Here is a 24,863-nt window from a genome sequence, read left to right as displayed (position 1 = left end):
AATTTGTCGAATAAACATATGTTAAATTGGAAAATCTTCAAATGCGAAACCCCAGGTTAAACAATTTTTTGAGATATCCGTCCAAAGATTAACATATGTTTCAGGAATATCTTTAATATCGATTGTATCTTTAATATCGTTAATATTATCCACTAATAAATTTGTCTTTTTACCTATTGGGGGTATTATGTATAAATCCTTACCATATCCCTCTCCATCTAAATATTTAAAATCAAAATATTTTTCATGAATAATACATCCTTTACAATTTCCTTTTGATTTTTTAATACAGTCCTTTAAACTCGTTTTAATTTTGCCAATTTCTTTATTATCATATCCAAAATGTTCAAGGAATTTTTTATAATATTTATAATTTTGACTATTGGTTGCATTTTTTAATGTAATACCTTTTTTATAGTCATAAGTATGAACAATATGTTCATAGTCCTCAGTTATCAACCTAGTAAGCATATCTAAACCTTTTTTTTCCATAGGTCCATGACAATTTATTAATTGGTATATGTTTGGAGGAATCGTATTTTCTTTTTCAGAAACATTTTTTGGATAAATTAATTTTGAAATTATTTCTCCATTTTCAATTTTTTCTTTATTTTGATCATATATTTCTTTAACTTTATTGTATGTTTCACCCATTGAATTTTTTTGGTTATTTTTTATATCTGAATCCACAATTGTTAAACTAATACACTTATCCTTTTTTCGGTCTAAATAATTTTTAACTTTTCTGTAAGTACCCCCTCCTGAACCTCCTATTTTTTCATAATTTATACAACAGTGATTTTTAAGATCCTTTTTGATTAAATATTTTTCCAATATATATTTTGATAATGTTATATAAAATTCACAATCGTCTTCATCTTCGGAAATTAAATATGATTGAGATATTTTATATTTCAAAATTTCTTTTATATCTAGTGATATTGTAGTTTTTATTCTGCCATCGAAGTATTCTTTAGTATTATAATTTTCACTATCAATGATGGTAATTGCTTCACAAATATATTCTAAAAAATGTTCTAGTTCTGAAGATTTATCCCGATATACTTCGTAAAAAATATTTTTCATATTTTTGGGTAAATTAGAGTTCATAATGGCTTTAAATGTGTCGTAATCCTCGATTACTATACCGTGTAATCCTTGCAGTGCTGATAACGCAAGTATTTCAAAAGATTGAATATTTTTATTAATTAAGTTTGTGTTATTTAATGAATTATCCAATATAATTAGCATAGGTAATCCCACTCCGGTAAAAAGAAACCAATTGGCCACCTTTTATTTAACATCCCATCTTTGGTGAATTCAACTTTTTTAGGAGTACTTTTTGAGTCTTCTTTTTCAAAAATGTAGATATTAACCCATTCTGGATCTAAATAATTTGCTTTAATCATATAAGATAATGAATTTATAATATTTTCACTATGTGTTTCTAAAATGAATTTTATATTGTGAGGGGAATTTTTGGATTCTTTTAATAAATCCACCATTGTCTTTAGCATTTTTGATTGCATAGCAGGGTGTAAATGTAATTCTGGCTGTTCCATAGCAAAAATTGTTTTTATAGAGCGTCTACCATTTAAAATTTTGTTTTTATCATTTTTAGCATTCCATAGTATTAATAATATTGGCAATATTTGAGAATATCCGAACCCTGAATCTATTAGGTTGATTTCGTTATTGCCTTCTTTTATCATTACCGATAGATAATCATTATTTGGTCTTATCTTAAATTCAATTCCAAACTTTTTTTTAGTCCAATTTTCAAAAGCATATGAAGTTTTTTCGTCAAACTTGTCTAAGAATAGTGGTACATTAATACCTTCGGGATCAATTTGATCTATAGATATTCCAGACCTTCGATAATATCTTTGAGCATTTGCTCTTAAAGGATAAATATAATCCAAATTTGTAAACTCTTTTTTCATGATATAACAAATGGTGTTAATAATCTGAACAGTTAAATATAATGTAATGTATTTTTTCAAACGAATTCTATTTTGATCAGACAGTTTTATTTCACTGTCTTTTAAAAAACTCTTAATTGACGAATCGATGTTTGTTAATTGATCCCATCTTATATAATTTAATAATTTTGTTAATATTTCACTTTCGAAGATATAATCTTTCATATCAGTATCTGACAGTATATTGTGCATCTTCTGAATAACATTATGATATAATTCTGGTGCCGAAAAGATTTCTGTTCCTTCGAATTCAATAAAACTGTTGGCTTCTTTAAATTTTACTTCTTTACCATTAATCGTCCATTTTTCAAGAGATTTTAACTTTGGATTTATTTTTGAACTATACCTTATACGCTTAAATTCTTCTTTTAATGATATATCTTTTTTAGAGAGTATAAAAAGTGATTCAAATTCATTGATTTTTATTGACATACTCGTAATTTGATTAGAATTTACCGTAATTGTAAAGTAAACCTTTAGATTTTTATCAATGTATGGATTTCTTAATTTGTTACTATAACGTACATAAGGCATTCTGTTCATATTTTGCGTAATAGTATAATAGTCAAAACCGTATTCAAAAGATATTTCTTCATTATCTTTATCATGTAAACTATTTTCAAAATTTCCAAAATCTACGTAATCGCCATACCATAAAATAGGTTCAGATGTTTTTTTTTCAATACTTTGTTTCATCAAGGGAAATGTTCTTAGGATACTACTTTTTCCAGAACTGTTGGTTCCTAAAAATATATTTAATTTATTTAGCTGGATCTCTTCAGTATCTTCAAAACATCTTAAATTTTTAATCCGTAATGATTCCACATTTTCACCTAATTGTTTTTACATTGTTAAAAATTTAGAATCAATATTATATATAATATTATGATATTATAATATGGATATTGTTATTAGTTTTTTTTAAAAATAATTTAAAAATAAAAAAATTAATTATTGAATTTTATGTGTCGATTCTTTAACTTTTAATCCTTTTCGATTTAAATAAGCTATCCATCTGTTTTTGTCTTTTAGATTTGGTCCGAGTGTTACTTTTTTAATATATCGATCGTATTTTCCGTTTTCATCATTAAGACTTTTTTCAATATTTATATACATTTTTTGAGGATACGTATCTTGAGGGTCAAATTTAATATGTTCCTTATCATCGATAGGTAATGTAACTAAAACTCTCATCTCTTGTTCTTCTTTGTAGCTCTTCGATTTTATAAGATAGCTAACATCTTTTAGTATTGATAATGTCATATCAGATACTATTTTTATTTCTTCCTTTTTTAAGTCAGATGTTATTCTATTATCTGGGAAACACAATTCTTTTAATTCTGATAATGGTCCTTGTATATTTTTTAAATAATCGGCTAAATCTTCAAGTTTTTTATCTTTGGTGGTTTTATTATTCTTATTATTCCTGGGATTTATATATTTTTTAAGATCTTTATCTATAACATATGTAACATGGTATAAATTATATTTTATATGTTGTGAATTAAATATTATACTGCACAATTCAGATTTTTCAACATTGTCTTCTCTATCAACATTGTTTTTGCCTATTAAATCGCAAATTATTTTTGAAGATTCCAAATATGAAGTATTATCTTGGTCAAAATAATCCTGATTAAATACTAAATTCAATCCTCGGGCTTCCTTTTCATTTTCATCTTTTCCATAAGTCCTCCACAAAAATAATTCATCTTCTTCTTTTAAGAAACTACCTATAAAAGTTGCCTGAGGATTATAACCGTCATTTTCACTATTAAATAATTTTTTATATTTTTGTTTTAACGCATCAATTAAAAGAATACCTTCCTCAGGATCATTCATATACATTGCATTATAAAGTCTAAAATATGAATTTATTACATTATGTCCTTTGCTTATTCCCTCGTTTGGGATTAGGTTCTCAATTGTAGGTGGTGTGGTGTAGTGTACAAATTTTTTAACGTCTTTAAAATTAACAAGTTTTTTATTTTTAAATTTCATTGTCGCATATGCTAACTTTAAGGAGTGTTCAATAATTAAATTACTAATTTCTTCGCTACATTTTAAGTTATTTATATAATATTCAGTTATTTCCAACAACATATTTGTTTGTTGATCGCTAGTATATGGTAAAGTATAGCTTTCAGATGCAAGCCGATAATTTTTGGAGGCTTCTTTAGTATTTCCAAGTTCCATATTAACGTTACCTAACCCTGCACATATTGCAGAATAATTTTGGGCATGATCCATGGATTTTTTTAAGTCTAGTGCTTTACGGTAATTGGATAAAGCTTTATTAAATAATTTTTTATCATTTTTTTTAGATGCTCTAATATAATAAGTATTACCTATACTCAAATAAGCACTACTATTTTCGTACTTTGGGTCTATTGATTCGTTGTATTTTGCTAAAGCATTCTTAAACTTACTTTTCTTTAAGTAAATATCTCCCCATATATTATATATTACAGCTTTTAAGTAAGATATAAAAGGCATATTCATAACATCATTTTTTTGTTTACTCTGCTCGGGACCTTCTTTTTCAAATCTGAGAAATGCTACTTCAGCTTGTTTAATATACATTATTGCTTCTTCATATTGTTTTAATTCACTATAAATTAGACTTTTTATACAATATAGGGGTATAGTTTCAGGACTTTCTAGATCTTCTGAACTATTCAAATATTTGTTCACATAGTTAAGTGCATTAGTGTAATCTTTAGAACTATAATATATATATGATTTAAGGGAATAATATTCTAAATCATCACAACCTAATGAGTTAGCTTTTTCGATATATTCTTCAGCTTCTTTAAAATTACTATATTTATAATATAATAATCCCTTTTGATAATAAGCTTCATAGCGATTATCGAAAATATTAATTGCCTCGTCTATTCCATTTAAAGCTTCATCAAAGCTAGAATTTATAATTGCTACACATGATTCCTTCAATAACTCTTGATATTTTTTTTCATTTTTTGTTAATGTATGTTTATCGTTTAGCTTTTCTTCCATAATCCACCCCTATTAACACATTCCTAAATATTATTAAAAATTTAGACATTTCTTATAATATATACTTAACCAATTTTATCCGATATATCGGGCATAAATAAGTTTAAACTAAAAGTTATATTGGGGCAATATTAATCTATTGCCTATCAATATTGGAGTTGATAGCATAAAAACCTGAATCAAACAAAAAAATAGTATCAGTCAAATCATATCGTAAAAAAGATGGTACAAAAGTAAAAAGACATAAAAGATCAACACCCAATAAATAATTAAATTTTCTTTTATTTTTTATTTTTTTAATTAATAGTTATTTGAAAATATTTTTAAAAAATTATGGGCACATATTTTTAAAATAAAGTAATATAAACGTGCCAAATTACATAAATACCTATCAACGTTACCAATATGGTTTTAATTAACCCAATAACTTTATCTGTCAAATTCCCACCTCAACATTAATAATAAATTTATTAATTTATTTCATTTCATTATTTTTATAATATTCTTCAGTTATTTTAAGGGCATCTCTTTTAAATTTTTCAAAATGTAATCTATGAGTTCCATAAACTTCAATATCCCTATAAGTTAATTCAGTTAGGTCTTTTAAGAATAAATTATCTTCTTTCTTTTCGTTAAATTCTGAATAGTCTAAAATTTCTTTTAGTTCTTTATTTTCCTGCCAATATAATATGTAAAATAAAATTGGTCTATACTTATACATTAATTCATACTCCTGAGATATATTATCCCTATTTTTATCATCTGTACCATATTCTTTACACAATATAACTATAGTATTAATCCATGATTTATCAATATAATTTAAATAAATGTTTTTTAATATTAGGTAAAATAATGTGTTAATTATATTATTTGATTTAATATCTAACTCATATTTTGTATGGAATTCATTATATGTTGTATCTTCTATGAAATTATATTTTCCTTCTTTAAAATATAGAATTTCATCTAATACCAAATTTTGTTTGTATCGATCATTTAAATTATTTAGTTTAATTAGTTCATCTAAATATTTAATATATTGTTCTAATATTTGATCGATTAAATATTTAATATATTTACATTCTTCTTTATCCTCTATTAAATGATTATATACTGTACCAAGGTATACAATTATACTAGTATAACCTAATAATTCATAATATCCTGGAGTATTTGTTTTGTTTTTTATTATAGATATAAGCACTTTGTATCTTAATTCCATAATTTTTTCAATATTTCTATAATTATAAGGAATTATATGATAGTTTAATCCATTTAAAAAATAATCTTGACATTCATTATTATCTCCTAATCTTACCATATATTCTTTAAATTCATCGATTAATATATTATAGTCCTTATCTGGATTATCTACCTTTTCAACTATTTCCACAATATATTCACATAATATTTCTAAGTCATTTTTTTTAGTTATGCCATGTAATAAAGATTGGTAATTATGTAATTCAGCTTGATAAGGTTGTTTTAAAACCGTTATTTCATTAGTTTTATCCATTATGAGTTCTTTAATTTCAAATATAAATTTTTCCTTTTTTTCTTCATTAAGCGTTTCAGAAGTTATATATTTTAAATTTATATTATTTTTTTGAATATAAAGATGAGCTAATTGTATATTATACTCATGTAATAATTTTTCAATCGAATTAAAGTTAACATTGTAATACCCCAAAAGCGTTTTAAACTCCAATTCGCAAATATCTTTTTCTTCCGCTTCTATTTTTGAACATATGTCAGTACTGAATGCACCATTCTGATAGTTATATTTTTCTTTTGATACATCCATTAAGGTGATATGTTTTTGAGGTAGGGTTCTGGAAAGATTTTTTATACACTTTCGAATTAAAATTTTGTTACTGGTGGAATATATTATAAAAACTATGAAAAATATTATAAAAATAATGTCATAAATTAACATATTAGAAAGAACACAGCCGTAATTATTATCTAAACAAGAAATAATCTGAAATATGAGTGCTATGATAATGTATACAATTAATATAATATTATATATGGACCCAAACATATTTATTAAGATATTCCTATTTGAACCAAGTGGTGGTTTTATAGTTAAAATTATTGCAATAACTGCAAAATATATTGTTAAAATTGTATAAAAATTATCGAATATCAAAGTAACTAGTCCAGATCCCTTTAATATGTTTATACTATTTTCTGACATAAAAAAAAGAGATAATAAAAATAGGATTAAACCAATAATAGCTATTATTATGATTGGTATTTTATAGGGGGAACCAATATGATCATAATGTTCTAAAAGTTCTTCAATATCCATATATTTAGAAATTTTATAAATCATAATTATTTTTTTAATAATATTCCTCAAAATAAACACCTTAAAAACTATAATATAACAATTTTATTTTTAAAAATATATAACCCTTTTTAAGTAAATTTTTAGGTAATAAATTAATATTATTAAATATAATATATTAAACTAATTTTAAAAAAAATATTATATGCTAAAATATGTTACAGGTGGAAAAATGAATATCCTTACTAAAACAGACTTTAATAACTTAAACGAAAAATTTGATGAAATAATAAATGAACCTGTAGAAAAAATAATTGTTGAAACTACCTTTCCTAATTTGGATACTTTGAATGATTCAAATACTCCCTATAATATAAAATGTGCAATATTATTTATTGATATAAGGGATTCAACGGGTTTAGTAAACGAAGTTGGAACTAAGAAAGCAGTTAAAATATATCGTAGTTTTATGAAAATGGCGGTAAAATGTGTTAGATGTTGTGGTGGAAATACTCGACAATTTTTAGGAGACCGAATAATGGGCGTATTTTTAGATGATAAAGAGTCTGACGAAAATCCCATTTCTGCGGTTGAAAAAGCATTAAATGCTGCAAAATCTATGAATACAGTTTTAGATTATTCTTTAAATCCTAAGCTATCCAAAAACTCCAAAAAATTTTTAACTTATGGAATTGGAATAGGTTACGGTCCAGCATTAATAACAAAAGTTGGAATGAAATCTAAAGGTAAAACTCGAGAATGGGGCGACGTTTGGATTGGCAATGTAACAAATTATGCCAGCAAATACGCAGATTTAGCAAAACAAGGTGAAATATTTATTGGAGAAAAAGCATATTCTAAATTAAATGAAACTATCAAATCTGAATATGATTTTAAAGAAGAAAAAAGATATAAAAACGGTAAATACTACACTGGATATATTACTAAAAATCAATATTTGGACTATTGCGATGAATTATGTGATAAGTTTGAATATCCTGTAAAAAATACAAAAAGTCGTAAAAAAGAGAATGATTACGACTTATTAATTGAATTAAATAAAAAAAATGATGAAATATATTCTCTAAAAAAAGATATTAAAAATTTGGAGTATAAATTGTCAAAAAAATCTGATGAACTTAATGATTATAAATTAAATCTTATTAAACGTAGGGTGGAGCTTTATAAATAAATCTTAAATCTTTGTATTTAATATAATTTATCGTATTAATCAGGTAACATATAATTTTATAAGATATTGAGGTTAATTATGGAACAAAAACTTGAAAAGATTTTTGAAAACGTTAACAGGTGGCTTTCTTTTGCAGAAGCTAAAAATGCTGCAATTGTTGCATTTGACGGTGTTGCAATTTTTGGATTATTGCGATTAACCCCTGAAACGTTTTCAGAAAACCCTTTATTTAAGTATGTTTTCGGCTTTGTTGTATTAATGTTACTTATAAGCTTATTTATTTCGTTATGTTCATTTATTGCTAAGTCAGAAAATATTTCTGAAACAGATAATTTACTATTTTATGACCATATCTGCAAGTACAATTCTGAAACTTACTTAAATGCCATATTTAAAAAATATAACGAAAATCAAGAACCTTCTGAATATGAAAAAGAACTTGCTCAACAGATAGTTATAAATTCAAAAATAGCTGGGGAAAAGTATAAAAAATTTAATTACAGTATTTTCTGTATTATATGTAGTATCATGCTATTATTTGCATTTTTAACTTATTTTTACTTTAATATTGGTATTTTACTTTTAATTTTCTTACTATTCGTAATTTTATGGTTTAAAAATTATTTAAATAAATGATTATCTATTCTTTAATATTTTCTAAATACTCGTTCATCCAGGTATTAAAATAATCTCTTCCATAAATTTCTTTATTTTCTAAACTTTTAATTTTATACAAGTGTGGTTTTCCACAGCTTGGCCACTCGTTCCAAGGTAGGGTTTCATAAACTTTTTTTGTCATTAATACTCGAGGTTTATCTTCTTTATATGCATTGTCACATAATTTAGAAGATATATTTACTACGTCGCCCATCCAAACTATATCGTTTACTCCAGTCCCTTTACGGCCTGCCTTTATCATTAAAGTAGAACCATAATCTAAACCAATTCCAACTTTAATCTCACAAATATTTTTTTTAAATAATTTGTAATTGAATATATTTATTAAAGAGTTTATTTGTCCGGATAAGTGGAATATATCTTCACAAGTATTTTTTGGACTAGTACCTTTAAAAATTCCTGAAACACAGTCTCCTACAATGTTAATTTGTTTACAACTTTTATAGCTATTCATTAAAGAAACTACTTCTGAAATATATGCACGATATAGTTTAGAAAGAGTAGGGCACTTATGTGATTCAGTTAATTTTGAAGAACCTCTGATATCTACAAATATTGAACCAACATCGACGTAAAATCCATTATTATACGTTAAATCAGACTCTTTTGGTATTTCATTGCATTGTTGAAAATCATAGTCAATATTACTTAATATATTATCCATATTTTGTGCGCTTTTTTCCACGTCATATCCATATGTATTATTACTTTCCACATTCTCACCCTATTGTATTCTCAATTAATGGTTTATTAATATATATTTTTTCATATTTATCGTTTATTATACAATTTTTAAGTAATAAACTAATATTAAAAATAACATATCCTATAGAAAAAGAGTGATTCTAAAAAATAATTAAAAAAATAGTATTAAAATAAATTAATTTTTCCTTATAACAATAGCTTTTTCTCCTTCAAATATTTCGTGAGTGACATTAACTTCTCTATCTTCTAAATCTTTTAAAATAAATTCTACGTCCGATTTACTTAAAGTTACTGCGAATGCGTTTCCATTTTTATAAATCTTTTTAATCAAATTATCACCAAATTATTATAACGTAATATACGATGTATCATACAAAATATATAAAGGGTGGTGGTTGGGGTTTGTGTTGGTTGGCGTATTTAATAACATTTTATATTGGCTTGGGACGTGGTTGGGGTTTGTGGCGAGCCAAAAGCCGAGGGGGTTAAATCCCTCGTTTGCTCTTGTTTTTCTTTTTAATGGTCATAATATCGTTATATTGTTATATCTTTATAATTACATCGTATATTGTATATTATATAATACCTCATTATATAATTATAAAATCTTTAAAACCGTTTCAGCGTATAAATCGTTTAATCGGTCTTTAACTCTTTTATCTTTCGGTTTTAAAATTATCTTACCGTTTTTAAATATTTTTATTTTTCCGACTTCTTTATAAGCTTCTGAAATTGCTTCTTTAAGTTCTTCAATGGATTTGTTAAATAATCGCTCATGCTCTATGATATAACCAAATTCTAAGTTTAATAACTCGGTTAGCTTGTCAAGTTCCCAAATCATATAATAGGTATCGTTTTCTATACGTCCACCGCTTAAAAGTATCCCTTTTTTATTCACATCTACAATAAAGTTTTTTATATCGGTGTTGCTCATTTCATTACGTTCTTTTTTTCTTCTTAAGTCCCATATAATATTTGAATAGCTTAAACTTCTCATTAGCTGACTTATTTTAAGTTCCTTAGGATTTGGATACTTTTTAGTAAATATTTTTTCCATTTCTTCATAAGAATTCATATTCATTAAACTTCTTTCGGTTTCTGTATCGACTTTAATTTTATAATTATCCTTTAAAAGTTCAGAATAAATGTGTTCTTTTAATCTTCTTGTTAAATCGTGCTTAACGTGGAACATACATATATTGTAATCTTTTTCAATCTTTTTAAGGTCATTCTCTAAATTTTGTACGTTAACCGTTTTATATTCTGTGACTGCTTCCATATATTCACCAACCAACCTATAATTTAATTTATTTGTTAAATTAATTAATAAATAACTAAAAATCTATTAAAATTAATTAAATATTAAATTAATAAATCGTTAATACAATTGTTTTTTCAAATGTAGATTCAAAAACATTAGGCTCTACCTTGTTATACGTCTTATCTTTTAGATAATCCATCATAGCTTTTGCAAGGTCGTAATTTTCACTTTTTAAGGTCTTTTCTTCTAAATTTCTTATCGTGTCCCATTTATAATTTTTTATTTCCATTCTGCCGGTTTTAGTATCCATTATTGTGCATTTTTCCGTGTCATCGTTATAAACATACTTCTTGTTAATCTGCGGTAATGTTATTCTAACCATCCATTGGTCTTTAACATTACATACAATTTCTAATTTTAAAAATACTACTTCGGTTTTTTGCATCTCACCAACTCCAAACTAAAAGATTGATTAAATAATGATAAAATATTAAAACTTAAATTGATAAATTAATAAATAACTAAATTTAAACTTTAAATCGATTATTAAAACTTATTAACGCTATTAAGCCACTACTAAGCCGGATTTAATATAATGACCTTGGCCGGTTCCATCTATCTCATATCTTACTTGTTCGTATTTTTTCGCTTGTTCTGTTGCTAATCTTAACGCTTTTATTTTTAAGTCTTCATAATCTTCGAAATTTACATATATCCGCAATGGTGCTATATTTTCCCATTCTTCATATTTTCCGGTCTTTTTATCTTTGTTTCTAAATTTAATTTCTACATAACCGATGTATGCCATTTACTCAACCCCACATTATTTTATTATGTTTGATATTAATGTACCGTATAGTGTACTGTACAATATAATATGCGCAGGACTAATATCTAAAACTTTCGGTTTAAATCTCAAAAAAAGCACGCACAACTCAAAAGAAGCATAAAATGAATATCAACAATAAATGATTATTTCATACAAAATAAGTTTAAATTATTCTCTATATCATCAAATAAGGTCTAAAAAAATAAGCACGAATTGACGTTTATTTCAAAAAATAAGGAATTCAACCGTTAAATAAATTATTACTAAAAATAGCTATTTTCCAAGTTTTTACGGTGATTTTAATTGATATCCGTTATCATCTATGGAACTATGGGTCATATTTCCCAGTTTCAATCCTTGTTTTAATGGAATTGCCACTGTGACAAATGAAATTGAAAAAATTAATAATTATATTCATGACTTTCAATCCTTGTTTTAATGGAATATCCCAAACCCTTTTTACTCGTTTTACTCGTAAAAATCCTTTGATGGGAATTTAATAAGAAATAAAAATATCAAATCTTCGATTTGAGTAAATGCCAATCGCCCAGAGGCAGTTGGGCTTTCAATCCTTGTTTTAATGGAATTGCCACTGCGACATAGTTTTCAGTTACTTTGGTAACTAATCTTTCTATATGTTTCAATCCTTGTTTTAATGGAATTGCCACTGCGACTCAGACTTTACAATGCAAGGAAAATTATGGCAAAAATATGGGTTTCAATCCTTGTTTTAATGGAATTGCCACTGCGACTTCTCAGATTTGTAAGTACTATAGTGAACAATACGTTTCAATCCTTGTTTTAATGGAATTGCCACTGCGACACAATAATGTCGGATGACTAATTAGTCAAAAGGGAGTTTCAATCCTTGTTTTAATGGAATTGCCACTGCGACTGTTTCTACTGCAACATCAGTTTCATTAGACCGGTTTCAATCCTTGTTTTAATGGAATTGCCACTGCGACTCTGTAATACAAGGGGTAAATTGGCTTAAAGGACTAGAGTTTCAATCCTTGTTTTAATGGAATTGCCACTGCGACTGATGAGTTATTATCTAATGGTGATACGCATATAATATAGTTTCAATCCTTGTTTTAATGGAATTGCCACTGCGACATGACATGTCCATAAATACCGTATTGTACGTTTGTTTCAATCCTTGTTTTAATGGAATTGCCACTGCGACGTGCAAAACCACCAGCACCGCAACCAGCCCCAGATTTAAGTTTCAATCCTTGTTTTAATGGAATTGCCACTGCGACATAATAAAATTATTGTTGAATTTCCGAAAGAAATCGGTTTCAATCCTTGTTTTAATGGAATTGCCACTGCGACAAATAGCTATCAAAGAGCAAAGCAAAAGCAAGGTTAAGTTTCAATCCTTGTTTTAATGGAATTGCCACTGCGACGAAGACTTAGAATCAACTCCAAATTGCACAAAACCAGCAGGTTTCAATCCTTGTTTTAATGGAATTGCCACTGCGACGATGCAAATAGATGAAGCTTCATGTTCAGTATGGAAGTTTCAATCCTTGTTTTAATGGAATTGCCACTGCGACCAGTAAGTGCCCTACGTTCGTCAGGCGATGTTTCTTGTTTCAATCCTTGTTTTAATGGAATTGCCACTGCGACATTACAAGATATAAGTCAATATACAATAACATATTGGTAGTTTCAATCCTTGTTTTAATGGAATTGCCACTGCGACAAAAGTATATTTCCAGCACTGCAAAAATTACAATTCTGCATGTTTCAATCCTTGTTTTAATGGAATTGCCACTGCGACGTAGATAGTAATAATAATATATTAACATCAGCATCTTGTTTCAATCCTTGTTTTAATGGAATTGCCACTGCGACCTTATTTATTATTATATATATTTTGAACTGTTTTTTGTTTCAATCCTTGTTTTAATGGAATTGCCACTGCGACACCAAACTAAATTATTACTCGGCAATAAGTACAAAATAAGACTTAATGATAAAATAAAGCTCTAGTTAACCGTATCACAAAATTTATTCAATCTGACAATATATAGTTTGTTTTGAACCCTATATAAAAGTTACCATTTGTATTTTAAAAATATAATTCGGGGTTAGTTGAATAAGTAAAAAGTAACTCTTTTAACGTTTAAAAAGTAACTAATAACCAATAATCAAACGATAGAAAATGAACCAACTATATTAGTAGTGATATAGATTAGATAAAGCTCACATAAACCTATAAATTTTTCAACCCTAAAAAAAGGAGCTCAAAATGAGCTTAATAATTTTGGATTTTGAAATGCGTTATTACAAAGATCACGTAAAAATCATACTAAGTATTACTAAATTGATGGATAATGGTGAACTAAATATATATCAAATTTGCTAATTTTAGGGGATTATTTTTATATCTTGTTAAATAAATATTATAACTATTATATGTCAATTTTATTAAGTTATTAGAAAGTTATCTATTTGGAGTGAGCCTATGAATACTGATGGAAAACATAACCTAAAACCTAAAAGTAAACATATTTTTATGTTGCCATTTAAATGGAATTTAACGGATAAAAATGGGAAAAGTTATGGAGATTACGATAAAAAATTAGATATTCATAAATTAACAAAAATATTAAAAAACGATAGTAATTGGGAATTTGATGATTATAAAGTTGATGAACCTTTAAAATATAACGAATTTGTTTATTTTTATAATAATGTTAGAAAAGCAATTTTTGGAAAAGGTGTCGAAGATTTAAGCGAAGAAAATGGAAATAATGATAAAAATGAAGAAAAATTATTGGAAAAATATTTTGAAAAAGAATATCCTGTAATACGATATAAAAATCCCAATTTTAAAAAAGAAAATAAAGTACATTATAAGATAAAAACTTTAAATAACTGCTATAAATTAGATATCGACAAAATTTATTTAAATATATACAATACAGGCGTTGGAATACTGTCGATTCATTTAACAAATAACGAATATAAAGATAAAGAAGACATTATTAATATTAATGACTACGGTAGGAGAATATATCCTCAATTTTTGGGTGAAGATGGTATTAAAACTCCTAAAAATAAATTTTTAGCAGATAGTATAAGTTTAACTAATTGGGTAATTAAACCATCATCTTATGAAAATTTTGAAGAGTGCAAGGATATAATCGAATCAAATAATAAGAATAATAATATTCAAAAAAATCCTATAAAATTAGCCCAACCAATTATGGATATATTGAGTAGTAGTTTTAAGCTTATCGGAAACTGTAATCCTGAAACAATTTGTATTGAACCAATTATCGATGACCGTATGTTTGCCATGTGTTGGTATGGAAATAATGATAAAATAAGATATTTGGGAAATTCCAAAAATGCTAAAAACTCAGAAAATAAAAACTTATTGAATTATAATAATAACTTTAATAATAACTATAATCACGAATATAATACACATACCGATTATAATTATGAAAGTGACGAATATTGGCATAGGTTTATGTTTATAGATTCGGGTGAATCTTGCACTTGTCAAAACGAAAAATTACTTACAGAGCTAAATAAAAAACACACATATAACCGATGGTCTAACTACGGTACGTTATATGGAATTACAAGGTATTCTTTCGCATTGTTAACAACAGAATATTGTAACGATAATAAATTTTTAGTAGACCACTTTAAAACCATGTATTTTGAAATGGTTCAACTTTGTTTAGCCCAAAGAGCTTCGATATTGAAATTTTCAGAGGATATTTCTCAAAATTCAAAAAATAACATAAATGGAAAAGGATTGGAAGGTAAAGGACTCAGCAATTATATGAATAATGTTCGTTCTTTATATGGACAATATATAAACTTTATAAATTGCATGTATTTTAATGAAGTATCTGCACAAGAGCAAGGCATTGAAATGTATGACATTATGCAGGATAGTATGAATATAAAGCAAAATCTTAAGGATTTGGATAATGAATTAAATGAATTACATCAATATGTTACGCTGATAGAGTCCAATAAAACATCTGAAAAGATAAACCTTTTAGCTATATTGGGGGCGTTATTTGTTATACCTTCATTCTTTACGGGTTTCTTTGGAATGAATTTAACAATGTTTACAGGCAGTGCCGTATCGGATACGACTACTTCAGGCGCCTCAAATGCACTATTTAATATGGATTACACAAATATTTTCTTTACGATGCTATATAATACAGAATTCCTAACGTGGATATTTAATTTCATAATTTTGCCATTGGTGATATTAAGTATACTATGGTTTATCCACCACTATTGCCAAATATCACTTAAAAAATTAAAAAAATATACGGTACTTTCAATTGGGATATTAATAATAACAGGAATTACTGGGATATATTTTAACTTTTTAAATTATGTAGAATTATATGTCGGTGATAACCCCATATTATATTTAATTGTGGAAATAATATATATTATATTAATTTTGATAATTTCCCTCGTACTTTTTAATATACCAAGTATAAAATCAATCATAAACTCATTAAAGTCAACTTTCAAAAACGTTAATAAAAAAAGTATCTGTAAAAAAATTCGAAAATTATTTAATGAAAATTAAAAATTAACATACTCATTTACTTTCAATTTCTAATTTTAATGTTCTATTTTTAAATTATCCTTATATTTATCAATTATTTATTTTAAATATTATCAATTTTTTCGGGATTAAATAGGTATTTTTATATATTTTCTAAACTAATTAATAAGTATTAAATAATTAAATGCTAATTGGGTGGTTACGCAATGGGTAAATTTATGACGTCGAACGAGTTAACTATTACATTAAAGCAGCATACACCTATGATTCATTTCCAACACGGGCAAAGTGGGGCAACTCTTAGGGGAACGGAACTAAAACCTAAGTTGGATAAATTCTTAAAAAAACATGCTTTTGACAAGGGGGTTGAAGATTATAAAACATTTTTAATGGGATATGATAAGGAAAAAGGAGAAAGTAATAACGATAACGAAAAAAAAGAGTATTTAGAGAAAATTAAAGATAATGCCTTTGATTATCGGGTTACGATAAAAGTTTCGGGAGAAAATGATAATTTTGATATTAATAGTAACCCATTTAATAAATTATTCTTTGGAAATACCAAGGATAAAAACAAATATAAGTTTAAAATGTATGGGAAAGTCGAATTAAAAATATTTAGCTTCAATACTGAATTATTAACGAAAATTAAAGAAAATATTGAAAGTTTTTTCGCAATAACAAATTTTGGAACAAGACAAAATAAAGGTTTTGGTTCATTCACTGTTGAAAGAATTAATGACAAGGACACTGAAAATAATTTTAAAGAATTATATAAAAAATTACTTGAAAAAGAAAAAAAATTTGAATTAAATGAAAATAATAGGTCTAAAATAGTTGCAGTTTATGAAAATTCAGAAGAAAGTGATTTAAAAAAAGCTTTTGAAATTATCGCTTACGGTTATAAAAACTTAAAATCAGGATTAACAAAACAAGACAATTCTAACTACTACATTAGACAAAGAAATTTAACAAACCAATATCAAAATTCATTAATTATGAAACATTTTAATGATTCTACTAAAAAAACATACTGGGAAAAGCGATTTATAAAGAATTATCTAAAAAAAGAAGGAACTTTAGAAAAACTATTGCAAAATATACCTAAGAGAGAAGACCAGGAACTACTAAAAGAATTTTTCAAAGACTTTGAACTATATTATGATAATGCAAATAACTTATACAACATATTAAAAAAAGAGACTGACACAACTAATCAATCTACTAACCCTAATTTTAAGTACAAAAATGTTAGAGCATTGTTGGGTTATGGAGATACCTATAACTTTATAGTAAATAATACTGAAGAAAATTTTCAGTATATCCTTAAAGCATTACTAAAACCTACAAAAAATAGCGATATAACACGTTATAAATCCCCTCTTACATATAAAATAATAAGGGAAAAAGATAAGTATTCAATATATATAATTGCGAAAGAAAGCTGCGATTATGACATTAAAGAGGATGATATAAACAAAATATCTATCGAAAATTTAGAAACTGAATTAAGTATTCAAATTATAAAAAGAATGGCTAAAAAGCATAATAACAATTACGTAAGAAATCGAAGGGGCAAAATTCAATACTATCCAGAAAATAAATCAAAAAACGTACGAATAGATACTTCGAAAATTCTAAATGTTCCATCAGATTTTGATATTAAAGATTTTTTAGATAAAAATATGCCAAAATTAGGTTATACGCCAATAGGGGTGAATAATGACAGAAACTAACAATTATTTAGGATTTACAATCGGTCCGATTGTACAGACAATAGCTTCTGCTAAAAAGACAGGTCACGCCTGGGGTGGAAGTTATATATTTTCATACATTATGAAACAGATGATACTAAAGCTAAAAGAGAATAACTTTGAAATATTGACTCCCTATGTTGAAAATGAATTCGAAACTGAAAAATACGGTGCAGGATTATTCCCCGATAGATGTATTGTAAAAGTTTCTAATGATTTTGATAAAGAAAAGATATTATCATATTTTGAAAAAATTAAAAAAGAAGTGCTAAATGATTTAGCTACTAAAATTATAGATGAGACCTACATAAAGCCATTAGATGATAAAGAAAGCGAAACATATGATATATCTAAACTAAAAGAGTTTAAAGAAAATTTAATAGATTATTTCCAAATTTACGGGTTTATTGGAGAATTTAGCTCTAAAAAAGAAGCAATGAATACAATATCAAACTATTTAGATAGTTTAGAATTAGAACCAAATTATCAAAGTCACAATCCCTGTAATATCAAAAATCCATTGTTTAAATTTTTTGAAAATAAAACTATAAAAAATAGTTTTTTATCGATAGATTGTTTTGAAACAAGTGCCGATAAAGAAATGATAAAATCACTTCCAGAAATTGCTTTAGGTAATTTTATTGAATCAAATGATATTAAAATTGATAACCTTAATGACTCAGTAAATAATGGAAAATATAATGAAATTTATAAAAAATGTGCAGAAAATAAAGAAAATTTCAAAAAGCACTATAAATATTACGCCATTATACGAGCAGATGGAGATTCTGTCGGTAAAATATTAAAAAATTTCTTAAGAGAAACTGATGATAACGCTGAAAATAACAACTTGGAGAAATATAATATATTTTCAAAACAATTGTTTAATTTTTCAAAAGAAGTAGTTAATATTATTAAAGAATATGGCGGTTTACCAATATATATTGGTGGCGACGATATTTTAGCATTTGTACCTTTAATTCACGAAAATGAAACTGAAAATGAAAAAGATAAGTTCAAAACTGTATTTGGACTTATAGAAAATATTGATGAAAAATTTAATAAAGAAATTGGAAAAACTATAAAAATAGATGGAAAAGAAATAAAGCCTTCATTATCGTATGGACTAACTATTAATTATTACAAATACCCATTATATGAAGCTTTGAACAAATCAAATGATTTACTAAATTATGTTGCTAAAAAAAATAAAGAGCTACTTACTTCAGAAGCTGATAAAAAGGAATATGAAAAAAATGCAATTGCTTTAAGAATTTTGAAACATAGCGGGCAGGAAATTCAAATTACTCTGAATAAAAATAATAAAAGTTTGTATGATTTATTTGCCAAGCTAATGAATGACATAATTCTAAAAAATAATAACGAAATTAATGAAAATGGAAAAATATTACAATCCTTTAAAATAAAAATTGCTGAAGATGAAGTTCTTTTAAATTCTTTATATGATTTACATATAAATAATGGAAATAAAGACTTTGAAGAATTTAACACCTCTATTGACAATTACTTTAAAAATAACTTTAAAAAAGATATTCATAAAGCAAATGAACAACAAATCGATAATATTAAAAATTTATTAAAAGCTTGCTACTACGAGTATCCTTACGATAATTCAAAAGATGATAATACGAATAATAATACTGCAATTCAGACTTTTGAAAGAATCCTAAGATTATTAAGCTTCTTAAATGAGGGGGGTGAATAAATGACCGACTATCTCGTTACATTAAAACCGATTGACAGTTATTTCTTTGGGGGAAAAGAAACTTTTGGAGAGGGTAAAGAAGATTCTTTAAAAAATTACCTTGTAAATTCGGAAAAGTTCCCACAACAAACTACCGTTTTAGGAATGATAAGGAAAGAATTGTTAAAAATCACTGGAAAATATAGGTCTAATTTTAACAAGTATCATGAGGAAAATATAAAAATAGCTGATACAATTGGGAATTTTAAATTAGATTTAAGTGATTTAAAAGAATCCAATAACACAGATATTGGCCATATTAACTCAATATCGCCGGTTTTATTATATAAAAAAGATGAAGAAAATAAAAATAAATTAGAAATTTATACGCAAATACCTTTTAATTATCAAAAAAACTCAAATAAAACTGCATTGCCTTTAAAATTTGAAGAGAGACATTATTTACAGAAAGAAGAAAAAGAAAAAATTGATACATATCACACTATCTATAACCCTAAAGATTATAAAACGGATATATTATTTCAATTTTTGGAATTTAGCGAAAATAATGAAAAATTCACTGTGGAAACAAAAAATATCAATGAATCTAAAAATTTCGTAAAATATAAAGATATATTTATTGAAAATACAAATATCGGAATTAATATTTCTAAAAATAACACTGATAATGAAGATGGATTCTACAAACAAACAAGTTATAAATTAAAACGTAAAGATAAAAATGGATTTAAATTAGACGAAGAATGGGGCTTTTTCTTTGTATTATCGCTTAAAGATAATAAAGATTTGGAAAAACTAGCTGAAAAATATACAAATATTGTAAATATGGGTGCAGAAAACTCATCATTTAAATTAGACATTCAGAAAATTAATTCTGAAATTAAATTATTTGGCAATTTAAAATTTGAAGAGAATACAATAACTTTAATGTCAGATATGTATCTTACAAATAATGACTATAATGAAATTAGAAAAAATTCGTTATTAATACATGCAGAATTAAAGAATTTCGCTACAATTGATTTAGAGAATTTTAATCATAAAGATAAACTTGATAATCAGTATAAATTCTTAACAAAAGGAAGTGTCATTCATTTTAAAGAAAATAAAAAATTAGAAATTGTAAAAATACTAAATGATGAAAAATATGAAATTCTTAAAAAAATTGGATACAATCAATATATGGTAGAGGGGGATAAAAAATGAGTTCAAAAAATGTTTATTTTATAAAAGCAGTTACAAATCTTCACGTAGGTAGTGGCGACGTTACATATGGCGTAGTTGATAATATGGTTCAAAGGGATTGTGTTACTAATTATCCAATAATAAACTCTTCGAGTTTAAAAGGAGCTTTAAGAGCGTTCTTTGAATGTAATGCTAAAGATAATGAAAGCGATAAGAATAATGTACCTAAAATATTTGGTAAAGATAGTAACTCACCTTCTCAAGACAATACTCAAAATGGTAAAGGCAAAATGGCATTTTTTGATGCTAAAATATTATTTAGACCGGTTAGGAGCAATAAACGACCTTATGCGTTAGTTACTTGTCCACAAGCTTTAAGTGATTTTTTTGAGTATTTAGAGATTTCAGGGATTAAAGAAGATGAAAAAGAAGGTTTAAAACAATTAAAAGAAAAAAAGTTAGAAAATAAATGTAATTTTGAACCAAAAGAAAATGAAAAATTTGAAGAAATATCAAAATATGAAGATATTACCAATTTATTTAAAAGTGAAGAGATTACCAATTTATGTAACTACTTAAATTTAAATGATGAAAAAATAATAATATGTAGTAACGAAGAATTTAGTAACTTAAATTTACCTGTAATCGCAAGAAATCAACTTGAAAACGGAGAAAGTAAAAATTTATGGTATGAAGAAGTGGTACCGAGGAAATCAATATTTTACTTTATGACAAACTGTGAAGAAGATGGTTTAAGTAATACATTTAATGAGGCCATTAAAGAAAAATTAGTTCAAATCGGCGGGAATGCCACAATAGGTTATGGATTCTGCGATATTGGCATTATAAAAAGCAAAGAGGGAAATAATGAGTAAAAAACAAGTTGAAAGTTATATTCCTGAAGCTTTAAATATTATCAAAAAATGCAATAAAGTTGGAGACAAAGGGTTATGGGTTGAAATAAAAGGGGATAATGACAATACCCTAAAAGTAATTAGAAAGGAAGTAAACGGATATTTAGCATCTTATGGTCCTGCAATCATACAAAGCGGTTTAATACCTGCAGTCGTGTTTTATCAAGGTAAAGATGAGAAAAAAATAGTAAATGATTTAATTTTAGAGGTCATCGGAAAAAAAGAAGATGAGTATAATAAAGATTTATTAGAATACGCCTGTAATAATGAAAAAGAAGCAAAAGAAGAAATAATGGATGCAATAATTGCTTTAAAATTAGCTTTAAGGACATTTAAAATTGGAGAGAAATAATATGTGGGTGAAGTATGGTTAGAGGAATCAAGGTAAATTCATTCGCAGAATTAAATTCAATTGTTTGTCAAAAGGGCAAAACTGCTAATAATAAAAATAATAATAAAAATAATGTTAAAGATAGAACAAATAATTTTAAAAATTCTCAAAAATCAAATTCAAAAAAGGATGTCGATAAAAAAATAGTAAAAGCTGAAAAAGTTGATAATGTGTCAAATGGAAATTTAGGATATTTATATTATAGGGAATATTATGAAAAATTACTTAATTTTATTAGGGGTAGTGAATACAAAAAAGAACTTGATACTAAAAATAAGTCTATTAAAAAAGTAGTAGCTACATTAAAGAGGTATTCAGACGCCAATCTTAGACAAGAAAACATTAAAAAACTTACTATCACAGATGATATGAATAATAGCTATAAAAATAACAAATCTACTAATAATTTAACCAATGAAAAAGATATTAAAAAATTGAAAAATAGAAAGTTTAAAGAAATTAAATTGGACATATTATATCCTGGTTTACTTATCGGTTCAGGATATATGCACGAAACGAGTATTACTGAAGGAGAGTATAAATTGGGTTTTTTCTTTGATTATACCACAGGTTTACCAATAGTCCCAGGCGCTTCTGTAAAAGGTACATTAAGGAGTGCATTTCCAAGAATCAGTTTGAAGGATTTTAAAGGTAAACCCATATCGAAGAACAGCGAACTTATACCAAAGCAAGATAATAATAAATATAAATATCTTTTGGAATTATTGTATGAAATTCTTGACAATAAATCAAAAGAATTACTGAAAATAAAAAAATTAAATAATAATGAAAAAGTAGAATTTACTATTAAATTAAGGGATTCCATATTTGAAGGCATAAATTCAGATACGGAACATGTGCCAATATATAATCGAGATATATTTTTAGATGCTGAAATATATTCTGAAGATAATAGTAATAATGATAATAACAAATTATTTGAAGAGGATTATATAACGCCACACAAAGAAGTTTTTAAAGAACCGATACCATTAAAATTCTTAAAAATAGGCTCAAATAATAAAATTAAATTTAATTTTTTATTAAACGATTCAGAAATAGAACTAAAAGGAAATGAATCAATAACAATATCTTCCGAAAATAAAAAAGAGTTATTTAACAAGATATTATTGAATAGAGGCATTGGTGCAAAAACAAAAGTGGGTTATGGAAATTTAGAATGAATTTAGAATAGGTGATTAAAATTACACAAGAAACATTTAAAACTATCCAATATGCAATAACTTTTGGAATAAATGAAGGTTATTTTCATGAAAATGAAAACGTAATTAAAAATAATCCTTCAAAAGAAATAGGAACAGTTTTACAAAAGTTATTGCTAAAAACTATGGAAGAGACAGACGTTTATCCATCAGGTGTATTACAATCCACTAAATGTATTTATAATACCGAATGGGGTTGTCCTATAGGTGGTGAGGATACATTTACAATAATAGGTAGTGCAAACCCAAAATTTGTTAATTTAGAAAACTATAAAAAAGCAGTTATTTATTTTGCAGAGCTTATAAAAAAAGAATTTAGACAAAAAACTATTACTATTGAATTTAAAGATGTAGAAATGGTTTATTTGTTTGAATAATATCCAACTAACGATTAAAATATGTAATAATAAATAATAAATAATAATAAAAGTTAAATAATGATTTATTTACTTATTTAACTTTTATAATAGTTCCTAAGCCTCTTGAAACGGATTTACCAAGTCCTAAGTAGTCAGGAATATCAAAGTTAGTTTTAAAAGTTCCTTTAAAACCTTTCATTTTTATATCTTTAAAGTTTAAATCTATAGGCTTTAAATCGGCACTTACTTTAATCTTTTCTTCAACTTTATAATCTATACTTTTGGACATCGAAAGTATATTACCAATTAATACAGATTTAAGCTTTTCTTCTTTATCAATATCATCTAAAGCCAAATAATCAGGATAGTTATTTTGATTTAAAGACATCCATGGCGTTTTAAACTCATATGTGTGTATTTCGTTAGATATTCCGAAATTTACACTTTTGGATGATAATTCAGCCCTTTGAACCGAATAATTTTTATCATCTATTTTTATAGTATCTTCATAAAGTACTACATCTTTTAGTGCGTTTGCACCTTCATTTATTGCTACAATTAATGGATTACCATCAATTACTTTAAACTGAACCGTGGGATACCTAAAATGAAATTTCTTATTTTCATTATTGTTATTATTATCATGGTTGTGGAATACTTCTAAATCTTTATATTTATTGGCGAAATAACCTCTTAGTTTCGTCCCATCCCTCATTTTTAAGTGTAAATCAATATATTTTATCATTAAGTATTGTAAGTCCATAGTATACCCCTTTTAATATTTTA

General features: G+C 25.8%; 20 protein-coding genes and 1 CRISPR repeat array. Of the genes, 10 read left to right on the top strand and 10 right to left on the bottom strand.

Going from position 1 to position 24,863, the window contains the following annotated elements; genetic code table 11:
• Positions 1–21: 21 nt before the first annotated feature.
• From J2127_RS02670 to J2127_RS02655, 4 genes are all read right to left on the bottom strand, one after another.
• A complete protein-coding gene (locus J2127_RS02670; protein WP_209731913.1) occupies positions 22–1,251 on the bottom strand; it encodes a hypothetical protein in 1,230 nt (409 codons plus the stop codon).
• Positions 1,245–2,807 carry an AAA family ATPase gene (locus tag J2127_RS02665; RefSeq protein WP_209731912.1) on the bottom strand — a complete coding sequence of 521 codons (1,563 nt, stop codon included), beginning with the start codon at positions 2,805–2,807 and terminating at the stop codon, positions 1,245–1,247. The genes J2127_RS02670 and J2127_RS02665 overlap by 7 nt, the downstream gene beginning before the upstream one ends.
• Before the next feature lie 126 nt (positions 2,808–2,933).
• Positions 2,934–5,000, bottom strand: a complete 2,067-nt coding sequence (locus tag J2127_RS02660; RefSeq protein ID WP_209731911.1) for a tetratricopeptide repeat protein — start codon at positions 4,998–5,000, stop codon at positions 2,934–2,936.
• Between the two features lie 475 nt (positions 5,001–5,475).
• Positions 5,476–6,807: a hypothetical protein gene (locus tag J2127_RS02655; protein WP_209731910.1), complete on the bottom strand. Its 1,332-nt coding sequence runs from the start codon at positions 6,805–6,807 to the stop codon at positions 5,476–5,478.
• 721 nt (positions 6,808–7,528) lie between these two features.
• On the opposite strand from J2127_RS02655, the gene J2127_RS02650 reads away from it, so the two are divergent.
• Together J2127_RS02650 and J2127_RS02645 are read left to right on the top strand one after the other, a co-directional pair.
• Positions 7,529–8,488: an adenylate/guanylate cyclase domain-containing protein gene (locus J2127_RS02650; protein ID WP_209731909.1), complete on the top strand. Its 960-nt coding sequence runs from the start codon at positions 7,529–7,531 to the stop codon at positions 8,486–8,488.
• Between the two features lie 78 nt (positions 8,489–8,566).
• Positions 8,567–9,124: a Pycsar system effector family protein gene (locus J2127_RS02645; RefSeq protein WP_209731908.1), complete on the top strand. Its 558-nt coding sequence runs from the start codon at positions 8,567–8,569 to the stop codon at positions 9,122–9,124.
• A gap of 4 nt (positions 9,125–9,128) precedes the next feature.
• Here the strand turns inward: J2127_RS02645 and J2127_RS02640 are convergent, their stop codons facing one another.
• The 5 genes from J2127_RS02640 to J2127_RS02620 form a co-directional block, all read right to left on the bottom strand.
• Positions 9,129–9,881, bottom strand: a complete 753-nt coding sequence (locus J2127_RS02640; protein ID WP_209731907.1) for an adenylate/guanylate cyclase domain-containing protein — start codon at positions 9,879–9,881, stop codon at positions 9,129–9,131.
• Positions 9,882–10,046: 165 nt separating this feature from the next.
• A complete protein-coding gene (locus J2127_RS02635) occupies positions 10,047–10,202 on the bottom strand; it encodes a hypothetical protein (RefSeq protein ID WP_209591523.1) in 156 nt (51 codons plus the stop codon).
• A gap of 267 nt (positions 10,203–10,469) precedes the next feature.
• Complete coding sequence (locus tag J2127_RS02630; RefSeq protein WP_209731906.1) at positions 10,470–11,150, bottom strand: hypothetical protein; 681 nt, start codon at positions 11,148–11,150, stop codon at positions 10,470–10,472.
• Between the two features lie 88 nt (positions 11,151–11,238).
• The gene (locus J2127_RS02625) at positions 11,239–11,577 is read right to left on the bottom strand and encodes a hypothetical protein (RefSeq protein WP_209731905.1); all 339 of its coding nucleotides are present in this window, start codon (positions 11,575–11,577) and stop codon (positions 11,239–11,241) included.
• 120 nt (positions 11,578–11,697) lie between these two features.
• A complete protein-coding gene (locus J2127_RS02620) occupies positions 11,698–11,940 on the bottom strand; it encodes a hypothetical protein (RefSeq protein ID WP_209731904.1) in 243 nt (80 codons plus the stop codon).
• Positions 11,941–12,523: 583 nt separating this feature from the next.
• Positions 12,524–13,894: a CRISPR direct-repeat array (repeat unit 37 nt; unit sequence GTTTCAATCCTTGTTTTAATGGAATTGCCACTGCGAC).
• Between the two features lie 540 nt (positions 13,895–14,434).
• On the opposite strand from J2127_RS02620, the gene J2127_RS02615 reads away from it, so the two are divergent.
• From J2127_RS02615 to J2127_RS02580, 8 genes are all read left to right on the top strand, one after another.
• The gene (locus J2127_RS02615; protein ID WP_209731903.1) at positions 14,435–16,546 is read left to right on the top strand and encodes a CorA family divalent cation transporter; all 2,112 of its coding nucleotides are present in this window, start codon (positions 14,435–14,437) and stop codon (positions 16,544–16,546) included.
• Between the two features lie 185 nt (positions 16,547–16,731).
• Positions 16,732–18,261, top strand: coding sequence for a hypothetical protein (locus tag J2127_RS02610; protein ID WP_209731902.1), 1,530 nt, complete (start codon positions 16,732–16,734; stop codon positions 18,259–18,261).
• Positions 18,248–20,005, top strand: coding sequence for a type III-B CRISPR-associated protein Cas10/Cmr2 (gene cas10, locus J2127_RS02605; protein WP_209731901.1), 1,758 nt, complete (start codon positions 18,248–18,250; stop codon positions 20,003–20,005). Before J2127_RS02610 ends, cas10 begins: the two co-directional genes overlap by 14 nt.
• Positions 20,006–21,211, top strand: a complete 1,206-nt coding sequence (locus tag J2127_RS02600; protein ID WP_209731900.1) for a type III-B CRISPR module-associated Cmr3 family protein — start codon at positions 20,006–20,008, stop codon at positions 21,209–21,211. It begins immediately after the preceding gene.
• Positions 21,208–22,065 carry a type III-B CRISPR module RAMP protein Cmr4 gene (gene cmr4 / locus J2127_RS02595; RefSeq protein ID WP_209731899.1) on the top strand — a complete coding sequence of 286 codons (858 nt, stop codon included), beginning with the start codon at positions 21,208–21,210 and terminating at the stop codon, positions 22,063–22,065. The genes J2127_RS02600 and cmr4 overlap by 4 nt, the downstream gene beginning before the upstream one ends.
• A complete protein-coding gene (locus J2127_RS02590) occupies positions 22,058–22,456 on the top strand; it encodes a type III-B CRISPR module-associated protein Cmr5 (protein ID WP_209731898.1) in 399 nt (132 codons plus the stop codon). The genes cmr4 and J2127_RS02590 overlap by 8 nt, the downstream gene beginning before the upstream one ends.
• A 14-nt stretch (positions 22,457–22,470) precedes the next feature.
• Positions 22,471–23,679 carry a type III-B CRISPR module RAMP protein Cmr6 gene (gene cmr6 / locus J2127_RS02585; protein WP_209731897.1) on the top strand — a complete coding sequence of 403 codons (1,209 nt, stop codon included), beginning with the start codon at positions 22,471–22,473 and terminating at the stop codon, positions 23,677–23,679.
• Positions 23,680–23,690: 11 nt separating this feature from the next.
• Positions 23,691–24,095 (top strand): hypothetical protein, encoded by a 405-nt coding sequence (locus J2127_RS02580; protein WP_209731896.1) that lies wholly within the window; start codon positions 23,691–23,693, stop codon positions 24,093–24,095.
• Positions 24,096–24,168: 73 nt separating this feature from the next.
• Here J2127_RS02580 and J2127_RS02575 read toward each other — a convergent pair whose 3' ends face one another.
• Positions 24,169–24,840 (bottom strand): CRISPR-associated endonuclease Cas6, encoded by a 672-nt coding sequence (locus J2127_RS02575; protein WP_209731895.1) that lies wholly within the window; start codon positions 24,838–24,840, stop codon positions 24,169–24,171.
• Positions 24,841–24,863 lie beyond the last annotated feature (23 nt).

The organism is Methanococcus voltae, assembly GCF_017875395.1.
Classification (GTDB): Archaea; AGJL01; Methanococci; order Methanococcales; family Methanococcaceae; genus Methanococcus; species Methanococcus voltae_C.
The sequence above is the reverse complement of the archived record's forward strand: the minus strand, read 5'-3'. Positions and strand labels throughout refer to the sequence as shown.